This is a genomic window from Serratia sp. CY47280 (genome assembly GCF_052168655.1).
Taxonomy (GTDB): domain Bacteria; phylum Pseudomonadota; class Gammaproteobacteria; order Enterobacterales; family Enterobacteriaceae; genus Serratia; species Serratia bockelmannii.
This window is the reverse complement of record NZ_JBJNMG010000003.1, coordinates 105,745-125,296: the sequence shown is the minus strand read 5'-3', so window position 1 is coordinate 125,296 and position 19,552 is coordinate 105,745. Positions and strand designations below refer to the sequence as shown.

Annotated in this window: 18 protein-coding genes; 17 read left to right on the top strand and 1 reads right to left on the bottom strand. The window is 60.5% G+C overall.

Annotated elements, in window-relative coordinates; genetic code table 11:
- Window positions 1–471: 471 nt before the first annotated feature.
- The 16 genes from mraZ (at window position 472) to lpxC (ending at window position 18,323) form a co-directional block, all read left to right on the top strand.
- The gene (gene mraZ / locus ACJ8J4_RS14925) at window positions 472–930 is read left to right on the top strand and encodes a division/cell wall cluster transcriptional repressor MraZ (protein ID WP_025159638.1); all 459 of its coding nucleotides are present in this window, start codon (window positions 472–474) and stop codon (window positions 928–930) included.
- 2 nt (window positions 931–932) lie between these two features.
- Window positions 933–1,874: a 16S rRNA (cytosine(1402)-N(4))-methyltransferase RsmH gene (gene rsmH, locus ACJ8J4_RS14920; protein ID WP_025301565.1), complete on the top strand. Its 942-nt coding sequence runs from the start codon at window positions 933–935 to the stop codon at window positions 1,872–1,874.
- Window positions 1,871–2,191, top strand: a complete 321-nt coding sequence (gene ftsL, locus ACJ8J4_RS14915; protein ID WP_025301566.1) for a cell division protein FtsL — start codon at window positions 1,871–1,873, stop codon at window positions 2,189–2,191. The genes rsmH and ftsL overlap by 4 nt, the downstream gene beginning before the upstream one ends.
- 42 nt (window positions 2,192–2,233) lie before the next feature.
- Complete coding sequence (locus ACJ8J4_RS14910; protein ID WP_004932790.1) at window positions 2,234–3,997, top strand: peptidoglycan glycosyltransferase FtsI; 1,764 nt, start codon at window positions 2,234–2,236, stop codon at window positions 3,995–3,997.
- Window positions 3,984–5,471 (top strand): UDP-N-acetylmuramoyl-L-alanyl-D-glutamate--2,6-diaminopimelate ligase, encoded by a 1,488-nt coding sequence (gene murE / locus ACJ8J4_RS14905; RefSeq protein ID WP_025301567.1) that lies wholly within the window; start codon window positions 3,984–3,986, stop codon window positions 5,469–5,471. Before ACJ8J4_RS14910 ends, murE begins: the two co-directional genes overlap by 14 nt.
- The gene (murF, locus tag ACJ8J4_RS14900) at window positions 5,468–6,829 is read left to right on the top strand and encodes a UDP-N-acetylmuramoyl-tripeptide--D-alanyl-D-alanine ligase (RefSeq protein WP_025301568.1); all 1,362 of its coding nucleotides are present in this window, start codon (window positions 5,468–5,470) and stop codon (window positions 6,827–6,829) included. The genes murE and murF overlap by 4 nt, the downstream gene beginning before the upstream one ends.
- Window positions 6,823–7,905 carry a phospho-N-acetylmuramoyl-pentapeptide-transferase gene (gene mraY / locus ACJ8J4_RS14895; protein ID WP_004932782.1) on the top strand — a complete coding sequence of 361 codons (1,083 nt, stop codon included), beginning with the start codon at window positions 6,823–6,825 and terminating at the stop codon, window positions 7,903–7,905. Before murF ends, mraY begins: the two co-directional genes overlap by 7 nt.
- Window positions 7,906–7,907: 2 nt before the next feature.
- Window positions 7,908–9,227, top strand: coding sequence for a UDP-N-acetylmuramoyl-L-alanine--D-glutamate ligase (murD, locus tag ACJ8J4_RS14890; RefSeq protein WP_193402615.1), 1,320 nt, complete (start codon window positions 7,908–7,910; stop codon window positions 9,225–9,227).
- Complete coding sequence (gene ftsW, locus ACJ8J4_RS14885) at window positions 9,224–10,426, top strand: cell division protein FtsW (RefSeq protein ID WP_025301570.1); 1,203 nt, start codon at window positions 9,224–9,226, stop codon at window positions 10,424–10,426. Before murD ends, ftsW begins: the two co-directional genes overlap by 4 nt.
- A 3-nt stretch (window positions 10,427–10,429) precedes the next feature.
- Entirely contained in the window at window positions 10,430–11,494 is a 1,065-nt protein-coding gene (murG, locus tag ACJ8J4_RS14880; protein ID WP_004932773.1) for an undecaprenyldiphospho-muramoylpentapeptide beta-N-acetylglucosaminyltransferase, read from the top strand.
- A gap of 84 nt (window positions 11,495–11,578) precedes the next feature.
- Window positions 11,579–13,054: a UDP-N-acetylmuramate--L-alanine ligase gene (murC, locus tag ACJ8J4_RS14875; RefSeq protein WP_025301571.1), complete on the top strand. Its 1,476-nt coding sequence runs from the start codon at window positions 11,579–11,581 to the stop codon at window positions 13,052–13,054.
- Window positions 13,047–13,967, top strand: coding sequence for a D-alanine--D-alanine ligase (locus tag ACJ8J4_RS14870; protein WP_043135922.1), 921 nt, complete (start codon window positions 13,047–13,049; stop codon window positions 13,965–13,967). The genes murC and ACJ8J4_RS14870 overlap by 8 nt, the downstream gene beginning before the upstream one ends.
- A 1-nt stretch (window position 13,968) precedes the next feature.
- Window positions 13,969–14,820, top strand: coding sequence for a cell division protein FtsQ (gene ftsQ / locus ACJ8J4_RS14865; RefSeq protein WP_197836218.1), 852 nt, complete (start codon window positions 13,969–13,971; stop codon window positions 14,818–14,820).
- Entirely contained in the window at window positions 14,817–16,073 is a 1,257-nt protein-coding gene (gene ftsA, locus ACJ8J4_RS14860) for a cell division protein FtsA (protein ID WP_004932758.1), read from the top strand. The genes ftsQ and ftsA overlap by 4 nt, the downstream gene beginning before the upstream one ends.
- A gap of 74 nt (window positions 16,074–16,147) precedes the next feature.
- A complete protein-coding gene (ftsZ, locus tag ACJ8J4_RS14855; protein ID WP_004932757.1) occupies window positions 16,148–17,302 on the top strand; it encodes a cell division protein FtsZ in 1,155 nt (384 codons plus the stop codon).
- 103 nt (window positions 17,303–17,405) lie between these two features.
- The gene (lpxC, locus tag ACJ8J4_RS14850; protein WP_004932754.1) at window positions 17,406–18,323 is read left to right on the top strand and encodes a UDP-3-O-acyl-N-acetylglucosamine deacetylase; all 918 of its coding nucleotides are present in this window, start codon (window positions 17,406–17,408) and stop codon (window positions 18,321–18,323) included.
- A 114-nt stretch (window positions 18,324–18,437) separates the two neighbouring features.
- Here lpxC and ACJ8J4_RS14845 read toward each other — a convergent pair whose 3' ends face one another.
- The gene (locus ACJ8J4_RS14845) at window positions 18,438–18,953 is read right to left on the bottom strand and encodes a DUF721 domain-containing protein (protein WP_025301574.1); all 516 of its coding nucleotides are present in this window, start codon (window positions 18,951–18,953) and stop codon (window positions 18,438–18,440) included.
- Window positions 18,954–18,979: 26 nt separating this feature from the next.
- Here ACJ8J4_RS14845 and secM point away from each other — a divergent pair, with 26 nt between their 5' ends.
- Complete coding sequence (gene secM / locus ACJ8J4_RS14840; RefSeq protein WP_049204789.1) at window positions 18,980–19,510, top strand: secA translation cis-regulator SecM; 531 nt, start codon at window positions 18,980–18,982, stop codon at window positions 19,508–19,510.
- Window positions 19,511–19,552: the final 42 nt, after the last annotated feature.

Below are 19,552 nucleotides of genomic sequence, written 5' to 3'. Positions count from 1 at the left end.
CGTGCTCTCATCATGGCGGGACAAATTGAAGTAAAATAGCGCGCAGTTTCACGGTGAATAACGATTGAGCGTTATTAACTCAAGGGGTTATGGCCTTATTCTTCGGTCGATTCGCCAGGCGCTGAGCCTTGGCGGGCGCGGGGCGGCAGCGGTTACAGCCCTGAGATTGCCGAGCTGAAAAATGAGACATGGCTTGCAGAAGGAAGTAATGAGTTAATTAATCGCCAGTTCGTCAGGTTTTTAATCAGATTCTTTCCGCTTAGAAAATTCTCTCCGTTTATCATGGTGTTAATTTTTAATCGTCGAATAATCAGAGTTTCTTTCGCGAGTCAGCTCCCAAAATGACCAGAGAAATATTGCCAAAGCGCTGGCGCTCTGGCTTGACAAGGTTTTCATACCCTCCGTAAACTCCATTGTGTGGGAATTTGTGGGGTAAAGTGGTGAAAACGGTCACTAAGGGGTAGCTCAGGAATGTTCCGTGGAGCGACGATGGTCAACCTCGACAGCAAAGGGCGGCTCGCCGTACCTACCCGATATCGGGAATTGCTCAACGAGGAATCGCAAGGCCAAATGGTCTGTACCATTGACCTCCATCAGCCCTGCCTGCTGCTTTATCCTTTGCCCGAATGGGAAATTATTGAACAAAAATTATCACGTCTGTCGAGCATGAATCCCGCCGAGCGCCGCGTTCAGCGCCTGCTGTTGGGGCATGCCAGTGAGTGTCAGATGGATAGTGCCGGTCGTTTGCTGCTTGCCAATACGCTGCGGCAACACGCCGGGCTCACAAAAGAAGTGATGCTGGTCGGTCAGTTCAACAAGTTTGAACTGTGGGATGAACAGACCTGGTATCAACAAGTCAAGGATGATATTGACGCTGAACAGTCGACTCAGGAACCGTTGTCTGAGCGGCTACAGGACTTGTCGCTATAAGCATGTTGGAAAACTATAAACACACCACCGTCCTGCTGGACGAAGCCGTCAACGGCCTCAACATCCGCAGCAACGGCATATATATCGACGGTACTTTTGGTCGCGGTGGCCATTCTCGTCTGATTCTGTCCCAGCTGGGGCCGGAAGGGCGCTTGCTGGCAATTGACCGTGACCCTCAGGCGATTGCAGCCGCCAAATCTATTGAAGATCCTCGTTTCACCATCGTACACGGCCCATTTTCCGAGTTGTCGCACTATGTGCGGGAGCGCGAACTGGTCGGCAAGATCGACGGCGTTCTGCTCGATCTGGGCGTTTCCTCGCCGCAGCTTGACGACGCAGAGCGCGGGTTCTCCTTCATGCGCGACGGTCCGCTGGACATGCGCATGGATCCGTCCACCGGCCTGTCCGCCGCGGATTGGCTGATGAAGGCCGAGGCGGACGATATCGCCTGGGTGCTGAAAACCTTTGGCGAAGAGCGTTTCGCCAAGCGCATCGCACGCGCCATCGTCGAAAGAAACCGCGTGGAGCCGATGACGCGCACCAAAGAGTTGGCGGATCTGATTGCCGATGCCAGCCCGTTCCGTGAAAAGCACAAGCATCCGGCGACGCGCAGCTTCCAGGCGATCCGCATCTATATCAACAGCGAGCTGGAAGAGATCGAGCGTGCGCTCGACGGCGCGCTGGAAGTGCTGGCCCCACAGGGCCGTTTGTCGATCATAAGTTTCCACTCGCTGGAAGACCGCATCGTCAAACGCTTTATGCGTCACCACAGCCGCGGCGCTCAGGTGCCGGCGGGCATTCCGTTGACCGAAGAGCAACTGCGCAGCATGGGCGGACGAACGCTAAAAGCGCTGGGCAAAATGATGCCATCGGAAGCGGAAGTGGCGGACAACCCGCGTGCGCGCAGCTCGGTGCTGCGTATTGCTGAGAGGATGCCCGCGTGATCGGCAACGAACGTCACGGCCTGGTCGGGGTGATTGGCGGCGATCTGCTGCGCAACGCCAAGATCCCCATGATTTTACTGATTGCGTCACTGGTCTCCGCGGTTTTCGTGGTGACCACCGCGCACCGCACCCGCCTGCTGACCGCCGAGCGCGAACAGCTGGTTCTGGAGCGTGATGCGCTGGATATCGAGTGGCGCAACCTGATTTTAGAAGAGAACGCCCTCGGCGATCACAGCCGGGTTGAACGTATCGCGACAGAAAAACTGCAGATGCAACATGTTGATCCATCGCAGGAAAATATCATCGTTAAACAATGAATGGTTTAACCGGAATAATGACACGGAGTAGAAAGGAAACGCATGAAAGCAGCGCGCCCCGGTAAGTTGAGACGCCAGGAAGATCAGGCCAGCTTTGTCAGCTGGCGTTTTGCGTTGCTGTGCGGCTGCATTTTGCTGGCGATGGTTGGCCTGATGCTGCGCGTCGCGTACCTGCAGGTCATCAACCCCGATCGTCTGGTGAAAGAAGGCGACATGCGTTCGCTGCGCGTGCAGGAAGTGCCGACCGCGCGCGGCATGATCAGCGATCGCGCCGGCCGTCCGTTGGCGGTCAGCGTGCCGGTCAATGCGGTGTGGGCGGATCCGAAAGAGCTGAACGAGCGCGGCGGCATCACCCTGGACAGCCGTTGGAAAGCGCTTTCCGATGCGCTCAACATCCCGCTGGACCAGCTTTCCAACCGCATCAACGCCAACCCGAAAGGGCGCTTCGTTTATCTGGCTCGCCAGGTGAACCCGGCGATTGGCGACTACATCCACAAACTCAAGCTGCCGGGGATCTATCTGCGGCAGGAATCGCGCCGTTACTACCCGGCTGGGCAGGTGACGTCGCACATCATTGGCGTGACCAACATCGACGGGCAAGGCATCGAAGGCGTCGAGAAGAGCTTCGACCGCTGGCTGACCGGGCAACCGGGCGAAAGAACGGTGCGTAAGGACCGCTTCGGCCGGGTGATCGAAGATATCTCCTCCGTCGACAGCCAGGCGGCGCATAACCTGGTGTTGAGCGTCGATGAGCGCCTGCAGGCGCTGGTGTATCGCGAGCTGAACAACGCCGTGGCGTTCAACAAGGCCGAGTCAGGCACCGCGGTGCTGATCGACGTGAACACCGGCGAAGTGCTGGCGATGGCCAACAGCCCGTCTTACAACCCGAACAATATGGCCGGTACGCCGAAAGAAACCATGCGTAACCGTGCTATCACCGATATTTTTGAACCCGGTTCAACCGTGAAGCCGATGGTGGTTATGACCGCGCTGCAAAACGGCGTGGTGAGAGAAAACAGCGTGCTGAACACCATCCCGTACCGCATTCAGGGCCACGAGATCAAAGACGTGGCGCGGTACTCGGAGCTGTCATTGACCGGGATCTTGCAGAAGTCGAGTAACGTCGGTGTTTCAAAGCTGGCGTTAGCGATGCCGTCCTCAGCGTTAGTAGATACTTACTCTCGTTTTGGGCTGGGAAAAGCGACCAATTTGGGGCTGGTCGGAGAAAGCAGTGGCATATACCCAAAAAAACAACGGTGGTCTGACATAGAGAGGGCCACCTTCTCTTTCGGCTACGGGCTGATGGTAACTCCGTTACAGTTGGCGCGAGTCTATGCAACGATCGGCAGCCTGGGCGTGTATCGCCCATTGTCGATCACCAAGGTTGACCCTCCGGTCGCCGGCGAACGCGTTTTCCCTGAACCTCTGGTGCGCACCGTGGTGCACATGATGGAAAGCGTGGCCTTGCCGGGCGGCGGCGGCGTGAAAGCCGCCATCAAGGGGTACCGTATCGCCATCAAAACCGGTACCGCGAAAAAAGTGGGCCCGGACGGCAAATACGTCAACCGATATATCGCTTATACCGCCGGCGTCGCGCCGGCAAGTAACCCCCGTTTTGCCCTGGTGGTCGTCATCAACGACCCACAGGGTGGGAAATACTATGGTGGCGCAATCTCCGCGCCGGTGTTCGGCGCCATCATGGGCGGCGTATTACGCACCATGAACGTCGAGCCTGACGCGTTGCCTACCGGTGACAAAAGCGAATTAGTGATTAACAAGAAAGAGGGTTCAGGTGGCAGATCGTAATTTGCGCGACTTACTCGCCCCGTGGGTGCCGACGGCACCCGGGCGCGCGCTGCGGGAAATGACATTAGACAGCCGTGTGGCGGCTGCCGGGGATCTGTTTATCGCCGTTGTCGGCCATCAAACGGATGGACGCCGCTATATTCCGCAGGCCATTGCGCAGGGCGTCGCCGCCGTGATCGCCGAAGCTGACGGTCAGGCCGAAGACGGCGCCATCGTTGAGATGCACGGCGTGCCGGTGATCTACCTGAGCCAACTGAACCAGCGCCTTTCCGCGCTGGCAGGGCGTTTTTACCATCAGCCGGGTGAGCGTCTGCGCCTGGTCGGCGTGACCGGCACCAACGGCAAAACCACCACCACGCAGCTGCTGGCGCAGTGGAGCCAACTGCTGGGCGAAACCAGCGCGGTGATGGGCACCGTCGGCAACGGCCTGCTGGGCCAGGTGTGTCCGACGGAGAATACCACCGGTTCTGCGGTGGATGTTCAACACGTATTAAACGACTTGGCGGAACAGGGCGCGACCTTCGCCGCGATGGAAGTCTCATCCCACGGTCTGGTGCAACACCGGGTGGCGGCGCTGCCGTTCGCTGCGGCGGTTTTCACCAACCTGAGCCGCGATCACCTGGATTACCACGGTGACATGGCCAATTACGAAGCGGCCAAATGGTCGCTGTTCGCCGCCCATAGCGTAGGGCAGGCAATCATCAACGCCGACGATGAAGTCGGCCAGCGCTGGCTGAGCAAGCTGCCGGATGCGATAGCGGTGACGATGCAGGACAACCTGCAGCCGGGCTGCCACGGCCGCTGGCTGAAAACCACGGCGGTCGATTATCACGACAACGGCGCCACGGTTCGTTTCAGCTCCAGCTGGGGCGACGGCGAGATCGAAAGCCGCCTGATGGGCGCGTTCAACGTCAGCAACCTGCTGTTGGCCTTGGCCACGCTGCTGTCGCTGGGCTACCCGCTGGAGGCGCTGGTGGAAACCGGCAGCCGTCTGCAGCCGGTCTGCGGCCGCATGGAAGTGTTTAACGCGCCGGGCAAACCGACGGTGGTGGTGGATTACGCCCACACGCCGGATGCGCTGGAGAAAGCGCTGGAAGCCGCGCGCCTGCACTGCCAGGGGCAGCTGTGGTGCGTCTTCGGCTGCGGCGGCGATCGCGACAAGGGCAAGCGTCCGCTGATGGGCGGTATTGCCGAGCAGTTCGCCGATCGCGTGGTGATCACCGATGACAACCCGCGTACCGAAGAGCCGCGCGCAATTATCAACGACATCCTGACCGGATTGCTGGACGCCGGGCAGGCGCTGGTGATCCACGGCCGCGCCGAAGCGGTAACCAGCGCCATCATGCAAGCGCAGGCGCAGGATGTGGTGTTGGTGGCGGGCAAGGGCCATGAAGATTATCAGCTGGTGGGCAACCGCCGCCTGGATTACTCCGACCGCACGACGGTCGCCCGACTGCTGGGGGTGCTGGCATGATCCCTGTCTCTCTTCAGACACTGGCTGAGGTATTGAGCGCTGAACCGATCGGCGCCGATTGCCAAATTGTCGAGGTGACGACAGACACCCGCAAGGTGACCGCCGGTTGCCTGTTTGTGGCGCTGAAAGGTGAGCGTTTCGACGCTCACGACTTCGCGGCGGATGCCGTAGCCGCAGGCGCCGGGGCGTTGCTGGTCAGTAAGCGCTTATTGGTGGACGTGCCGCAGCTGGTGGTGGAAGACACCCGTTTGGCGCTGGGGCAGCTTGGCGCCTGGGTGCGTCAGCAGGTGCCGGCGCGCGTGGTGGCGCTGACCGGCTCCTCGGGCAAGACATCGGTGAAAGAAATGACCGCCGCCATTCTGCGTGAATGCGGCGAAGTGCTGTATACCGCCGGTAACTTCAATAACGACATCGGCGTGCCGCTGACGCTGTTGCGTCTGGAGCCGCAGCATGATTTTGCCGTGATAGAGCTGGGCGCTAACCACATTGGCGAAATCGCTTACACCACCGCATTGACGCGTCCGCAGACCGCTTTGGTGAATAACCTGGCGGCGGCGCACCTGGAAGGCTTCGGCTCGCTGGCCGGCGTCGCTCAGGCGAAAGGTGAAATCTTTACCGGCCTGCCGGCCGACGGCGTGGCGATCATCAACGCCGATAACAACGATTGGCCGCACTGGCAGAGCATGCTGGTCGGCAAAACCGTCTGGCGCTTCTCGCCGCAGGCCGCCGAAGGTGTGGACTTCTTCGCGGACAACGTGCGGGTGAATGGCGCAGGTACGCAGTTCACGCTGCACAGCCCGTTCGGCACCGCCGAGATCGCACTGCCGCTGCCGGGGCGCCACAACGTGGCCAACGCGCTGGCGGCCACGGCGCTGGCGATGTCGGTGGGCGCGACGCTCGAAGCGGTGCGTCAGGGGTTGAAACAATTGCAGGCGGTGCCGGGGCGCTTGTTCCCGGTGGCGCTGGCCGAAGGCAAGCTGCTGCTGGACGACAGCTATAACGCCAACGTCGGGTCGATGACCGCGGCGGCGCAGGTGCTGGCGGAAATGCCGGGCTACCGCGTGATGGTGGTCGGCGATATGGCCGAGCTGGGCGCAGAAGCGGAAGAGTGCCACCGTCAGGTGGGTGAAGCCGCCCGCCTGGCCGGGGTCGATAAAGTGATCAGCGTCGGCGGGTTGAGCCGCGTGCTGAGCGAAGCGTCCGGCAACGGCGAACATTATCAGGACAAGACAGCAGTGATCGCGCGCGTGGCGGAATTACTGTCGGAACATGCGGTCATCACCGTGTTAATCAAAGGTTCACGTAGTGCCGCAATGGAGCAGGTAGTACGCGCGTTACAGGAGAAAGCACCATGTTAGTTTGGCTGGCCGAACATTTGGTCAAGTATTACTCAGGCTTCAACGTCTTTTCTTATCTGACGTTCCGAGCCATTGTCAGCCTGCTGACCGCGCTGTTCCTGTCACTGTGGATGGGCCCGCGGGTGATCAAGCGCCTGCAAGAAATGTCCTTCGGTCAGGTGGTGCGCAACGACGGCCCCGAGTCGCACTTCAGCAAGCGCGGCACGCCGACCATGGGCGGCATCATGATCCTGACCTCCATCACCATTTCGGTGCTGATGTGGGCCTACCCGTCCAACCCATATGTCTGGTGCGTGCTGTTTGTGCTGGTGGGTTACGGCATCGTCGGCTTCGTCGATGACTACCGCAAGGTGGTGCGTAAGGACACCAAAGGGCTGATCGCCCGCTGGAAGTATTTCTGGCAATCGGTGATTGCGCTGATTGTCGCATTCGCCATGTACGCCGTAGGAAAAGACACGCCAGCCACCGAGCTGGTTGTGCCGTTCTTTAAGGACGTGATGCCGCAGCTGGGCCTGCTGTACATCCTACTGGCCTATTTCGTCATCGTCGGCACCAGCAACGCGGTCAACCTGACCGACGGCCTGGACGGCCTGGCAATTATGCCAACGGTATTCGTGGCGGCCGGCTTCGCGCTGGTGGCCTGGGCGACCGGTAACATGAACTTCGCCAACTACCTGCATATTCCGTATCTGCGCCATGCCGGTGAGTTGGTGATCGTGTGTACCGCCATCGTCGGCGCCGGCCTCGGGTTCCTGTGGTTCAACACTTACCCGGCTCAGGTGTTTATGGGCGACGTCGGTTCGTTGGCGCTGGGCGGCGCGCTGGGCACCATTGCGGTGCTGCTGCGCCAAGAGTTCTTGTTGGTGATCATGGGCGGCGTATTCGTGGTAGAGACGCTGTCGGTGATCCTGCAGGTGGGATCGTTCAAGCTGCGCGGGCAACGCATTTTCCGCATGGCGCCGATTCACCACCACTATGAATTGAAAGGCTGGCCGGAACCGCGCGTGATCGTGCGCTTCTGGATCATTTCGCTGATGCTGGTGCTGATTGGCCTGGCAACGCTGAAGGTGCGTTAATCATGGCAGACTATCAGGGTAGAAAAGTCGTCATCATCGGGTTGGGCCTCACCGGCCTGTCCTGTGTCGATTTCTTCATGGCGCGCGGCGTGACGCCGCGCGTGATGGATACCCGTATCGCGCCGCCAGGGTTGGACAAACTGCCTGAAAGCGTGGAGCGCCATCTGGGCGATCTGAATCAAGACTGGCTGCTGGCGGCGGATCTGATCGTCGCCAGCCCGGGCGTCGCGCTGGCGACCCCGGCATTGAGCGCCGCGGCGGAAGCCGGCGTGGAAATCGTCGGCGACGTCGAACTGTTCTGCCGCGAGGCGCAGGCGCCGATTGTGGCGATTACCGGCTCCAACGGCAAGAGCACCGTCACCACCTTGGTGGGCGAGATGGCGAAAGCTGCCGGTTGGGCGGTGGGCGTGGGCGGCAATATCGGCCTGCCGGCGCTGAGCCTGTTGCGCCAGGAATGTCAGCTTTACGTGCTGGAGCTGTCCAGCTTCCAGCTGGAAACGACGTATAGCCTGCGGGCGGCGGCGGCGACCATCCTGAACGTGACCGAAGATCATATGGATCGCTATCCGTTCGGTCTGCAGCAGTATCGCGGTGCCAAGCTGCGCGTGTATGAAAACGCCGCGGTGTGCGTGGTGAACGCGGACGACGCGCTGACCATGCCGGTGCGCGGCGCCGACGAACGCTGTGTCAGCTTCGGCGCGGACGTAGGCGACTATCACTTGAACCGCCAGCAGGGGGAAACCTGGCTGCGGGTGCGCGGTGAGAAGGTGCTGAATACGCGCGAAATGAAGCTGACCGGCCGCCACAATTACACCAACGCCCTGGCGGCGCTGGCGTTGGCGGATGCGGTCAATATCCCGCGTGCGTCCAGCCTGAAGGCGCTGACCACCTTCACCGGCCTGGCACACCGCTTCCAGCTGGCCTGGGAGCACAACGGCGTGCGTTGGATCAACGATTCCAAAGCCACCAACGTCGGCAGCACCGAAGCGGCGCTGAACGGCCTGCAGGTGGACGGCACGCTGCATCTGCTGCTGGGCGGCGACGGCAAGTCCGCCGATTTCTCGCCGCTGGCGCGCTATCTGCAGGGCGACAACGTGCGTCTGTATTGTTTTGGCCGTGACGGCGCTCAGCTGGCACAGCTGCGGCCGGAAGTGGCGACGTTGACCGAGACCATGGAGCAGGCGATGCGCACCATCGCCGGCCGCGTACAGCCCGGCGATATGGTGCTGTTGTCGCCGGCCTGCGCCAGCCTCGATCAGTTCCGTAATTTTGAAGTGCGCGGCGATGAGTTCGCCCGCCTGGCGCAGGAGCTTGGCGGATGAAACTACGCTTGCCGAACTTCGGGCTGACAGAACGGCTGAAAGACTGGGTGACCGGCGCGCGCGACAACGACGCGGTCAACATGGTGCTGTACGATCGCACCCTGCTGTGGTTGACCTTCGGCTTGGCGATCATCGGCTTCGTGATGGTGACCTCGGCCTCGATGCCGATCGGCCAACGCCTGGCGGACGATCCGTTCCTGTTCGCCAAACGTGACGCGCTGTACCTCGGCCTGGCGTTCGGCCTGTCGCTGGTGACGCTGCGCATCCCGATGGAAATTTGGCAGCGCTACAGCAACGTGATGCTGCTGATGTCGATCGTGATGCTGCTGATCGTCCTGGTGGTGGGGAGCTCGGTAAACGGGGCCTCGCGTTGGATCGCACTCGGCCCGCTGCGTATTCAGCCCGCGGAGCTGTCCAAGCTGTCGCTGTTCTGCTACCTGGCGAGCTATCTGGTACGCAAGGTGGAAGAGGTGCGCAGCAACTTCTGGGGCTTCTGCAAGCCGATGGGCGTGATGGTGGTGCTGGCGGTGCTGCTGCTGGCGCAGCCGGATCTCGGCACCGTGGTGGTGCTGTTCATCACCACGCTGGCGATGCTGTTCCTGGCCGGCGCGAAAATGTGGCAGTTCCTGGCGATCATCGGCTCCGGCGTGTTCGCCGTGGTGCTGCTGATCATCGCGGAACCGTACCGTATGCGCCGCGTGACGTCGTTCTGGAACCCGTGGGCCGACCCGTTCGGCAGCGGCTACCAGCTGACCCAGTCGCTGATGGCGTTCGGCCGCGGCGAGTTCTGGGGGCAGGGGCTCGGCAACTCGGTGCAGAAACTGGAGTATTTGCCGGAAGCGCACACCGACTTCATCTTCTCCATTTTGGGTGAAGAACTGGGCTATATCGGTGTGGTTTTAGCCCTGTTAATGGTATTCTTCGTCGCTTTTCGCGCGATGTCCATCGGGCGCCGCGCGCTGGAGATCGACCAACGCTTCTCCGGCTTCCTGGCCTGCGCGATCGGCGTGTGGTTCAGCTTCCAGGCGCTGGTTAACGTCGGCGCCGCCGCGGGCATGCTGCCGACCAAAGGTCTGACGCTGCCGTTGATCAGTTACGGCGGTTCGAGCTTGCTGATTATGTCGACGGCGATCGTGCTGTTGCTGCGAATTGATTATGAAACGCGCCTGACCAAGGCTCAGGCGTTTGTGAAGAGGTAAGGGATGAGCGGGAAACCTAAGCGTTTAATGGTGATGGCAGGCGGTACCGGTGGGCACGTGTTCCCGGGGCTGGCGGTCGCGCATCATCTGATGGCGCAGGGCTGGCAGGTGCGCTGGCTCGGAACCGCAGACCGAATGGAAGCCGATCTGGTGCCGAAGCACGGGATCGAGATCGATTTTATCCGCATCTCCGGCCTGCGCGGCAAGGGCCTAAAGGCTCAATTGACCGCACCGCTGCGGATCTGGCAGGCGGTGCGCCAGGCGAAAGCCATTATGCGCAGCTATCAGCCGGATGTGGTGCTGGGAATGGGCGGCTACGTCTCCGGTCCCGGCGGCCTGGCAGCCTGGCAGTGCGGCATCCCGGTGGTGCTGCACGAGCAGAACGGCATCGCCGGTTTGACCAACCGCTGGCTGGCGCGCATCGCCGCCAAAGTGATGCAGGCCTTCCCCGGCGCGTTCCCGAACGCCGAGGTGGTGGGCAACCCGGTGCGTACCGACGTGTTGGCGCTGCCGTTGCCGGCAGAGCGGTTGCAAGGGCGCGAAGGCCCGATCCGCGTGCTGGTGATTGGCGGAAGTCAGGGCGCCCGCGTGCTGAATCAGACAGTTCCTGAAGTCGCGGCGCGTTTGGGCGATAGAATTACGCTCTGGCATCAGGTTGGCAAGGGCGCGCTGGAAACGGTGCTGCGCGACTACGAAAGGGTAGGGCAGACGCAGCACAAAGTGACCGAGTTCATCGACGACATGGCCGCCGCCTATGCCTGGGCCGACGTGGTGGTCTGCCGCTCCGGCGCGTTGACCGTCAGTGAAATCGCGGCGGCAGGGCTGCCGGCGATCTTCGTGCCGTTTATGCACAAGGATCGTCAGCAGTACTGGAACGCGCGTCCGCTGGAAGAAGCCGGCGCGGCGAAGATTATCGAACAGCCGCAGTTTAACGCCGATGTGGTGGCCGAACTGCTGGCGAGTTGGGATCGCAAGACGCTGCTGGCCATGGCCGAGAAAGCGCGTGCGGTCGCCATTCCGGATGCCACCGAGCGCGTGGCGGCGGAGCTGGTGCGGCTCGCCAAGTAACGAGTGCAGGGGTTCGGTGCGCCGAACCTGAATAAAAGCAATGTGATGTAGGGCCGGGGTACCGGATCCGGATTAGAGAGAGTGATGAATACACAACAACTGGCGAAACTACGTACTATCGTGCCCGAGATGCGTCGCGTCCGGCACATTCACTTTGTCGGCATCGGTGGTGCCGGCATGGGTGGTATCGCCGAAGTGTTGGCAAACGAAGGGTATCAGATCAGCGGCTCCGACCTGGCGCCGAATCCGGTCACCCAACAGTTGAGCGCGCTCGGGGCGACGATTTATTTCAATCACCGTCCGGAAAACGTGCTGGATGCGAGCGTGGTGGTGGTGTCTACCGCCATCTCCGCCGACAACCCGGAGATCGTCGCCGCTCGTGAAGCGCGCATCCCGGTGATCCGCCGCGCTGAAATGCTGGCGGAGCTGATGCGTTTTCGCCACGGTATCGCTATCGCCGGCACGCACGGCAAAACCACCACCACGGCGATGGTCTCGAGCATTTACGCCGAAGCCCGCCTGGACCCGACCTTCGTCAACGGCGGGCTGGTGAAGGCGGCGGGGACCCACGCACGACTGGGGTCCAGCCGTTATCTGATCGCGGAAGCGGATGAGAGCGATGCGTCGTTCTTGCATCTGCAGCCGATGGTGGCCGTGGTCACCAACATCGAAGCCGACCACATGGACACCTACCAGGGCGACTTCGAGAACCTGAAGCAGACGTTTATCAATTTCTTGCACAACCTGCCGTTCTACGGTCGCGCGGTAATGTGCATCGACGATCCGGTGGTGCGTGAGCTGCTGCCGCGCGTGGGTCGCCACATCACCACCTACGGCTTCAGTGAAGATGCCGACGTGCGCATTGAAGACTACCGGCAGATTGGGCCGCAGGGGCACTTTACCCTGAGCCGTCAGGACAAACCGTTGCTGACGGTGACGCTGAACGCGCCGGGCCGCCACAATGCGTTGAACGCAGCGGCGGCGGTGGCGGTAGCGACCGAAGAAGGCATCGACGACGAAGATATCCTGCGCGCGCTGGCGGGCTTCCAGGGCACTGGGCGCCGCTTCGATTTCCTCGGCGAGTTTCCGCTGGAGCCGGTCAACGGCAAAGCGGGCAGCGCGATGCTGGTGGACGATTATGGCCACCATCCGACCGAAGTGGACGCCACGCTGAAAGCGGCGCGCGCCGGCTGGCCGGACAAGCGTCTGGTGATGATCTTCCAGCCGCACCGCTACACGCGTACTCGTGATCTGTACGACGATTTCGCCAACGTGCTGTCGCAGGTGGATGTGCTGCTGATGCTTGACGTGTACGCCGCCGGTGAAGCGCCGATCCCGGGCGCGGACAGCCGCTCGCTGTGCCGCACCATCCGCAGCCGCGGCAAGCTGGATCCGATCCTGGTTTCCGATGCCGATACCGTGCCGGAAACGCTGGCGCAGCTGCTGCAGGATGAAGACCTGGTGCTGGTGCAAGGCGCCGGCAACGTGGGCAAAATCGCCCGTAAACTGGCCGAGCTGAAGCTGCAGCCGCCGAAGAAAGAGGAGGAGCACCATGGCTGATAAAGTTGCAGTTCTGCTGGGCGGCACCTCCGCTGAACGTGACGTTTCTCTGCAGTCCGGCGCCGCGGTGCTGGCCGGGTTGCGCGAAGCCGGCATCGATGCGCACGGCGTCGATACCCGCGATTTCCCGGTGACCCAGCTGAAAGATCAAGGGTTCACCAAAGTGTTTATCGCGCTGCACGGCCGCGGCGGCGAGGACGGCACCCTGCAGGGGCTGCTGGAGTTCCTCGAGCTGCCTTATACCGGCAGCGGCGTGATGGCCTCGGCGCTGACCATGGACAAATGGCGCACCAAGATGGTGTGGCAGTCGATGGGCTTGCCGGTGGCGCCTTACGTGGCGCTGAATCGCCAGCTGTATCTCGGCGCCGAAAAAGCGGCGCTACTGGCGCGCGTGGCGGATCTCGGCCTGCCGGTGATCGTCAAGCCGAGCCGTGAAGGCTCCAGCGTCGGCATGAGCAAGGTCACCGAAAGCGCGGCGTTGGCAGCGGCGCTGGAAGAAGCCTTCCGCCATGACGACGATGTGCTGGTGGAGAAGTGGTTGAGCGGGCCGGAATACACCGTGGCGATGCTGGGCGACCAGGTGCTGCCGTCGATCCGTATCCAGCCGGCCGGCGTGTTTTACGACTACCAGGCCAAGTACATTTCGGACGATACGCAGTACTTCTGCCCGAGTGGTTTGAGCGCCGAGCAGGAAGCCGAGATGGCGGCGTTGGCGCTGCGCGCCTACCGCGGTCTGGACTGCAGCGGCTGGGGCCGCGTCGACGTAATGCAAGACAGCGATGGCAGCTTCTATCTGCTTGAGGTGAACACCTCTCCGGGCATGACCAGTCATAGCCTGGTGCCGATGGCAGCGCGCCAGTTTGGATTAAGCTTCTCGCAGCTAGTGGCGAGAATTTTGGAGTTGGCCGACTGATATGTCGCAAGCTGCCCTGAATGCGCGCGATCGCGAGGTGGATAACGGCCCGCGCCGCAGCAATGGAACCCAGTTGGCGGGAATGATTTTCCTGCTGATGGTGTTGGGAACGGTCGTGTGGAGCGGTTGGGCGGTGCTTGGCTGGATGAAAGACGCCAGTCGCCTGCCGCTCTCAAGGCTGGTGGTGACCGGCGAACGCCATTACACCACCAACGATGATATTCGTCAGGCGATCCTGGCGCTGGGCGCACCCGGCACCTTTATGACGCAGGATGTGGACGTCATCCAGCAGCAGATCGAACGTCTGCCGTGGATCAAGCAGGCCAGCGTGCGCAAACAATGGCCGGATGAGCTGAAGATCCATCTGGTGGAGTACGTCCCGGTGGCGCGCTGGAACGATTTGCACATGGTGGACGCCGACGGCAAAGCGTTCAGTGTGCCGGCGGAGCGGGCGGGCAAGCAGAAGTTGCCGCTGCTCTACGGGCCGGAAGGGAGCGAACAGGATGTGCTGGAGGGCTATCGGGCGATGAGCGCCACGTTGGCGGCCAGCAAGTATACGCTGAAAATGGCGGCGATGACCGCGCGCCATTCCTGGCAGCTGGCGCTGGACAACGATGTCCGGCTTGAGCTGGGGCGCGATGACCGCAACGGGCGTTTGCAGCGGTTTATCGAGCTTTACCCGGTATTGCAGCAGCAGGGTCAGGCGGAGAGCAAGCGTGTCAGCTATGTCGATCTGCGCTACGAGTCCGGCGCTTCGGTAGGGTGGGCTCCGGTGTTGGTCGATCCGCAGGCGCTTGGCGGTCAGCAAAACAGTAATCAGCAACAGAATCAGGCACAGGCAAAACAACAATGATCAAGTCGACGGACAGAAAACTGGTAGTTGGACTGGAGATCGGTACTGCAAAAGTCTCCGCATTGGTAGGGGAAGTTCTGCCCGATGGCATGGTCAACATTATCGGGGTGGGCAGCTGCCCGTCTCGCGGCATGGATAAGGGCGGCGTAAACGACCTGGAGTCGGTGGTGAAGTGCGTACAGCGCGCCATCGATCAGGCCGAGCTGATGGCGGACTGCCAGATCTCGTCGGTGTACCTGGCGCTGTCGGGCAAACACATCAGCTGCCAGAACGAAATCGGCATGGTGCCGATCTCGGAAGAGGAAGTGACGCAGGACGACGTGGAGAATGTGGTGCACACCGCCAAATCGGTGCGCGTGCGCGACGAACACCGCATCCTGCACGTGATTCCTCAGGAATACGCCATCGATTATCAGGAAGGCATCAAAAACCCGGTTGGGCTGTCCGGCGTGCGCATGCAGGCCAAGGTGCATCTGATTACCTGCCATAACGATATGGCGAAGAACATCGTCAAGGCCGTGGAACGTTGCGGCTTGAAAGTTGACCAACTTATTTTCGCCGGTCTGGCCGCGAGCTACGCGGTGCTGACCGAAGATGAACGCGAACTCGGCGTTTGCGTGGTGGATATCGGCGGCGGCACCATGGATATGGCGGTGTACACCGGCGGTGCGCTGCGCCACACCAAAGTGATCCCTTACGCCGGGAACGTGGTCACCAGCGATATCGCCTACGCCTTCGGCACGCCGCCGACCGACGCGGAAGCGATTAAAGTTCGACACGGCTGTGCGCTTGGGTCGATTGTTAGCAAGGATGAGAATGTAGAGGTGCCTAGCGTCGGGGGACGTCCTCCGCGCAGTCTGCAAAGACAGACGCTGGCTGAAGTCATTGAGCCACGCTACACCGAACTGTTGAATCTGGTTAACGATGAAATTTTGCAATTGCAGGAGCAACTGCGTCAGCAAGGGGTGAAGCATCATCTGGCGGCAGGTATCGTGCTGACCGGTGGCGCCGCCCAGATTGATGGCCTGGCAGCCTGTGCGCAACGGGTGTTCCATACCCAGGTACGCATCGGCCAACCCTTGAACATCACGGGTCTGACGGATTATGCGCAGGAGCCTTACTACTCGACGGCGGTAGGTCTGCTGCACTATGGAAAAGAGTCTCACCTGAGCGGTGAGACAGAAGTAGAAAAACGCGCCTCGGTGGGCAATTGGTTTAAACGCATCAATAGCTGGCTGAGAAAAGAGTTTTAATGTTTCAACAAAGAGATCATGCTGAGTAATCTTTTTATGATCTCGCAGCGACAGGCACAAAACGGAGAGAAACTATGTTTGAACCAATGGAACTAACCAATGACGCGGTGATTAAAGTCATCGGCGTCGGCGGCGGCGGTGGCAACGCCGTTGAACACATGGTGCGCGAGCGCATCGAAGGTGTTGAATTCTTCGCTGTGAACACGGACGCCCAGGCGCTCCGTAAAACGGCGGTTGGCCAAACCATCCAGATTGGTAGCGGTATTACCAAAGGTCTGGGTGCGGGCGCGAACCCTGAAGTGGGTCGCAATTCAGCGGAAGAAGACCGCGAAGCCCTGCGCGCAGCGTTGGACGGCGCAGACATGGTCTTCATCGCAGCCGGCATGGGCGGCGGTACCGGTACCGGTGCGGCGCCAGTGGTGGCTGAAGTGGCTAAAGATTTGGGTATTCTGACCGTGGCCGTGGTGACCAAGCCTTTCAACTTCGAAGGCAAGAAGCGCATGGCATTCGCGGAGCAGGGTATCGCTGAACTGTCCAAACACGTGGACTCGCTGATCACCATCCCGAACGACAAATTGCTGAAAGTTCTGGGTCGCGGCATCTCTCTGCTGGACGCGTTCGGCGCGGCCAACGACGTGCTGAAAGGCGCGGTGCAGGGTATTGCCGAGCTGATCACCCGTCCGGGCCTGATGAACGTCGACTTCGCCGACGTGCGCACCGTGATGTCCGAAATGGGCTACGCGATGATGGGTTCCGGCGTGGCTTGCGGTGAAGACCGCGCCGAAGAAGCGGCCGAAATGGCGATCTCCAGCCCACTGCTGGAAGACATCGACCTGTCCGGCGCGCGCGGCGTGTTGGTCAACATTACCGCTGGCTTCGACCTGCGTCTGGATGAGTTCGAAACCGTGGGTAACACCATCCGCGCGTTCGCTTCCGACAACGCTACCGTGGTTATCGGTACCTCGCTGGATCCAGAAATGAACGACGAACTGCGCGTAACCGTGGTTGCAACCGGTATCGGTATGGACAAGCGTCCTGAAATCACCCTGGTGACCAATAAGCAGGCCAGCCAGCCGGTGATGGATCACCGTTATCAGCAGCACGGCATGTCGCCTCTGCCGCAGGAAGTGAAACCTGCCGCGAAGGTGGTCAACGACCAAGCTGCGCAGCCGAATAAAGAGCCCGACTATCTTGATATTCCAGCCTTCCTGCGTAAGCAGGCAGACTAAGAATATCCTGAGAATTTGGAATCTCCGCTCTTTGTGCTAAACTGTCCCGCCAGCCATGCTGTATGCTTGGCTGGTAGGATGGATAACATTGCGAGATAAAACGATGATCAAACAAAGGACATTAAAACGTATTGTTCAGGCGACTGGCGTCGGTTTGCATACCGGCAAGAAAGTCACGCTGACAATGCGCCCAGCGCCGGCTAATACCGGGGTCATCTATCGTCGCACTGACTTGAATCCACCGGTTGATTTTCCGGCTGATGCAAAATCCGTGCGTGATACCATGCTCTGTACTTGCCTGGTGAATGAGCATGACGTGCGTATTTCGACCGTTGAGCACCTCAACGCCGCGCTGGCTGGGCTGGGCATCGACAACATCGTCATTGAAGTCGACGCCGCTGAAATCCCAATCATGGACGGCAGCGCCAGTCCGTTCGTGTTCTTGCTGCTGGATGCCGGCATCGAAGAACTGAACTCGGCGAAGAAATTCCTGCGTCTGAAAGAGACTGTGCGTGTTGAAGATGGCGATAAATGGGCCGAGCTGTCCCCGCATAACGGGTTCCGCTTGGACTTCACCATCGATTTCAACCACCCGGCTATCGACGCCAGCTCTCAGCGCTATCGCCTTGATTTCTCGGCTGAGTCGTTCGTGCGTCAAATCAGCCGCGCGCGCACCTTCGGGTTTATGCGTGACATCGAATACCTGCAGTCCCGTGGCCTGGCCTTGGGCGGCAGTTTCGATTGCGCCATCGTGGTAGATGATTACCGCGTGCTGAACGAAGACGGTCTGCGTTTCGAAGACGAATTCGTACGTCACAAAATGCTGGACGCCATCGGCGACCTGTTCATGTGCGGCCACAACATTATTGGCGCGTTCACCGCGTTCAAGTCTGGCCACGCGCTGAACAACAAACTGCTGCAGGCCGTGCTGGCCAAGCAGGAAGCGTGGGAATACGTGACCTTCCAGGACGAAGCCGAAATGCCATTGGCATTCAAGGCACCGTCTACCGTATTGGCGTAAGGTCTGAATTCCTCGCCTGCGAATAACGGCAGGCGCATCCCCTGAGAGCCTGAGAATTCAGGCTCGCGATGGTGTGATGCCGGCTGTCGGGTGTTTTGCAGTTCGTGTCGCTGATTACTTATCACGACTGGTTGTGTTGGTACCCTCTCCGGCCAATGCAGCCAGCCGTTCCAATATTTTGCGCAGCTTCTCCGGGCTACGGCTTGCCAATCCTCTCAGTTCCTCCGCACTTTCCAGACTCAAATGCCGCATTGGCACGGGTTTTTCCGGCGCTTTTTCGGCGTTTTGCACCTGGTTGCTGCCTTTCGCCATCAAGGCCGGATTAATCCTGATGTCGATCGACGACAATGATGGTAGAATTTGCGCTCGTAGTGCAGACAGCAAAGCGGGTTGTTCGTAGCGCAAGCGCATCATCCAACTGGCATTTGCCGTTTCGAGCACTAAAATACCCTGTCGGAAATTCGCGACGCGGCACCAGGGATGCAGGGGAGCGGGCAACAGGCCCTTCACTGCACGGTTAAGCTTGAGCAGCGCCACCGCGCGTTGCTGGACGTTTTGCAGCGTCCCTTTGCTGCCGGCAGACGCGTCGTCGAACAGGACATCTAATAATTGTGGACGGCTATCGCGCATAATGGGCTCCGGCGGATTATAAACTCGTGATCGGTATTCTAAATCGTTGGCGACAATTTGGCAGACGTTATTTCTGGCCCCATCTCCTGTTAGGGATGGTTGCGGCCACGCTTGGCGCACCTTCCAATTTGTCCGGCGCCCCCGATCAGGCCGCACTGCCGAGCACATCGTCCAGCCTTAACCGGCAAAATTCGGCCAACGGCACCTTCAACAGCCTGGCCCTGCTGCAGGACGCACATCGCCGTCCTACCTTCAGCGTAGATTATTGGCAGCAACATGCGCTGCGCACCGTCATTCGTCACCTCTCTTTCGCGCTGGCGCCGCAGGCGGTTTATGCGCGGGTGCAGGAAAGCGAAGCCGAAGCGGAACCCCCTTTGCAGGTAGCGCAACTGGCGCTGCTTTCTACTCTCAACGCGCTGCTGACGCACGAGCCGAAGCCGCCGACCATCATTCGCCACACCCACCTTGAGGTGCTGCCCACGCTGGCGCGCCACCAGACCGGCCTGTGGGTGGCGCAGGTGCAAGGCATTCGTGCCGGGCCCGCCGCACTCGTCTGACTTCGCCCTTCGGGCACAAAAACCATAAATAATAGCAAGTTG

Coding starts and splice junctions, on each gene's coding strand:
- mraZ (WP_025159638.1), top strand. CDS start 472: ATGTTCCGTGGAGCGACGATGGTCAACCTCGACAGCAAAGGGCGGCTC.
- rsmH (WP_025301565.1), top strand. CDS start 933: ATGTTGGAAAACTATAAACACACCACCGTCCTGCTGGACGAAGCCGTC.
- ACJ8J4_RS14910 (WP_004932790.1), top strand. CDS start 2,234: ATGAAAGCAGCGCGCCCCGGTAAGTTGAGACGCCAGGAAGATCAGGCC.
- murF (WP_025301568.1), top strand. CDS start 5,468: ATGATCCCTGTCTCTCTTCAGACACTGGCTGAGGTATTGAGCGCTGAA.
- mraY (WP_004932782.1), top strand. CDS start 6,823: ATGTTAGTTTGGCTGGCCGAACATTTGGTCAAGTATTACTCAGGCTTC.
- murD (WP_193402615.1), top strand. CDS start 7,908: ATGGCAGACTATCAGGGTAGAAAAGTCGTCATCATCGGGTTGGGCCTC.
- ftsW (WP_025301570.1), top strand. CDS start 9,224: ATGAAACTACGCTTGCCGAACTTCGGGCTGACAGAACGGCTGAAAGAC.
- murG (WP_004932773.1), top strand. CDS start 10,430: ATGAGCGGGAAACCTAAGCGTTTAATGGTGATGGCAGGCGGTACCGGT.
- murC (WP_025301571.1), top strand. CDS start 11,579: ATGAATACACAACAACTGGCGAAACTACGTACTATCGTGCCCGAGATG.
- ACJ8J4_RS14870 (WP_043135922.1), top strand. CDS start 13,047: ATGGCTGATAAAGTTGCAGTTCTGCTGGGCGGCACCTCCGCTGAACGT.
- ftsQ (WP_197836218.1), top strand. CDS start 13,969: ATGTCGCAAGCTGCCCTGAATGCGCGCGATCGCGAGGTGGATAACGGC.
- ftsA (WP_004932758.1), top strand. CDS start 14,817: ATGATCAAGTCGACGGACAGAAAACTGGTAGTTGGACTGGAGATCGGT.
- ftsZ (WP_004932757.1), top strand. CDS start 16,148: ATGTTTGAACCAATGGAACTAACCAATGACGCGGTGATTAAAGTCATC.
- lpxC (WP_004932754.1), top strand. CDS start 17,406: ATGATCAAACAAAGGACATTAAAACGTATTGTTCAGGCGACTGGCGTC.
- ACJ8J4_RS14845 (WP_025301574.1), bottom strand. CDS start 18,953: ATGCGCGATAGCCGTCCACAATTATTAGATGTCCTGTTCGACGACGCG.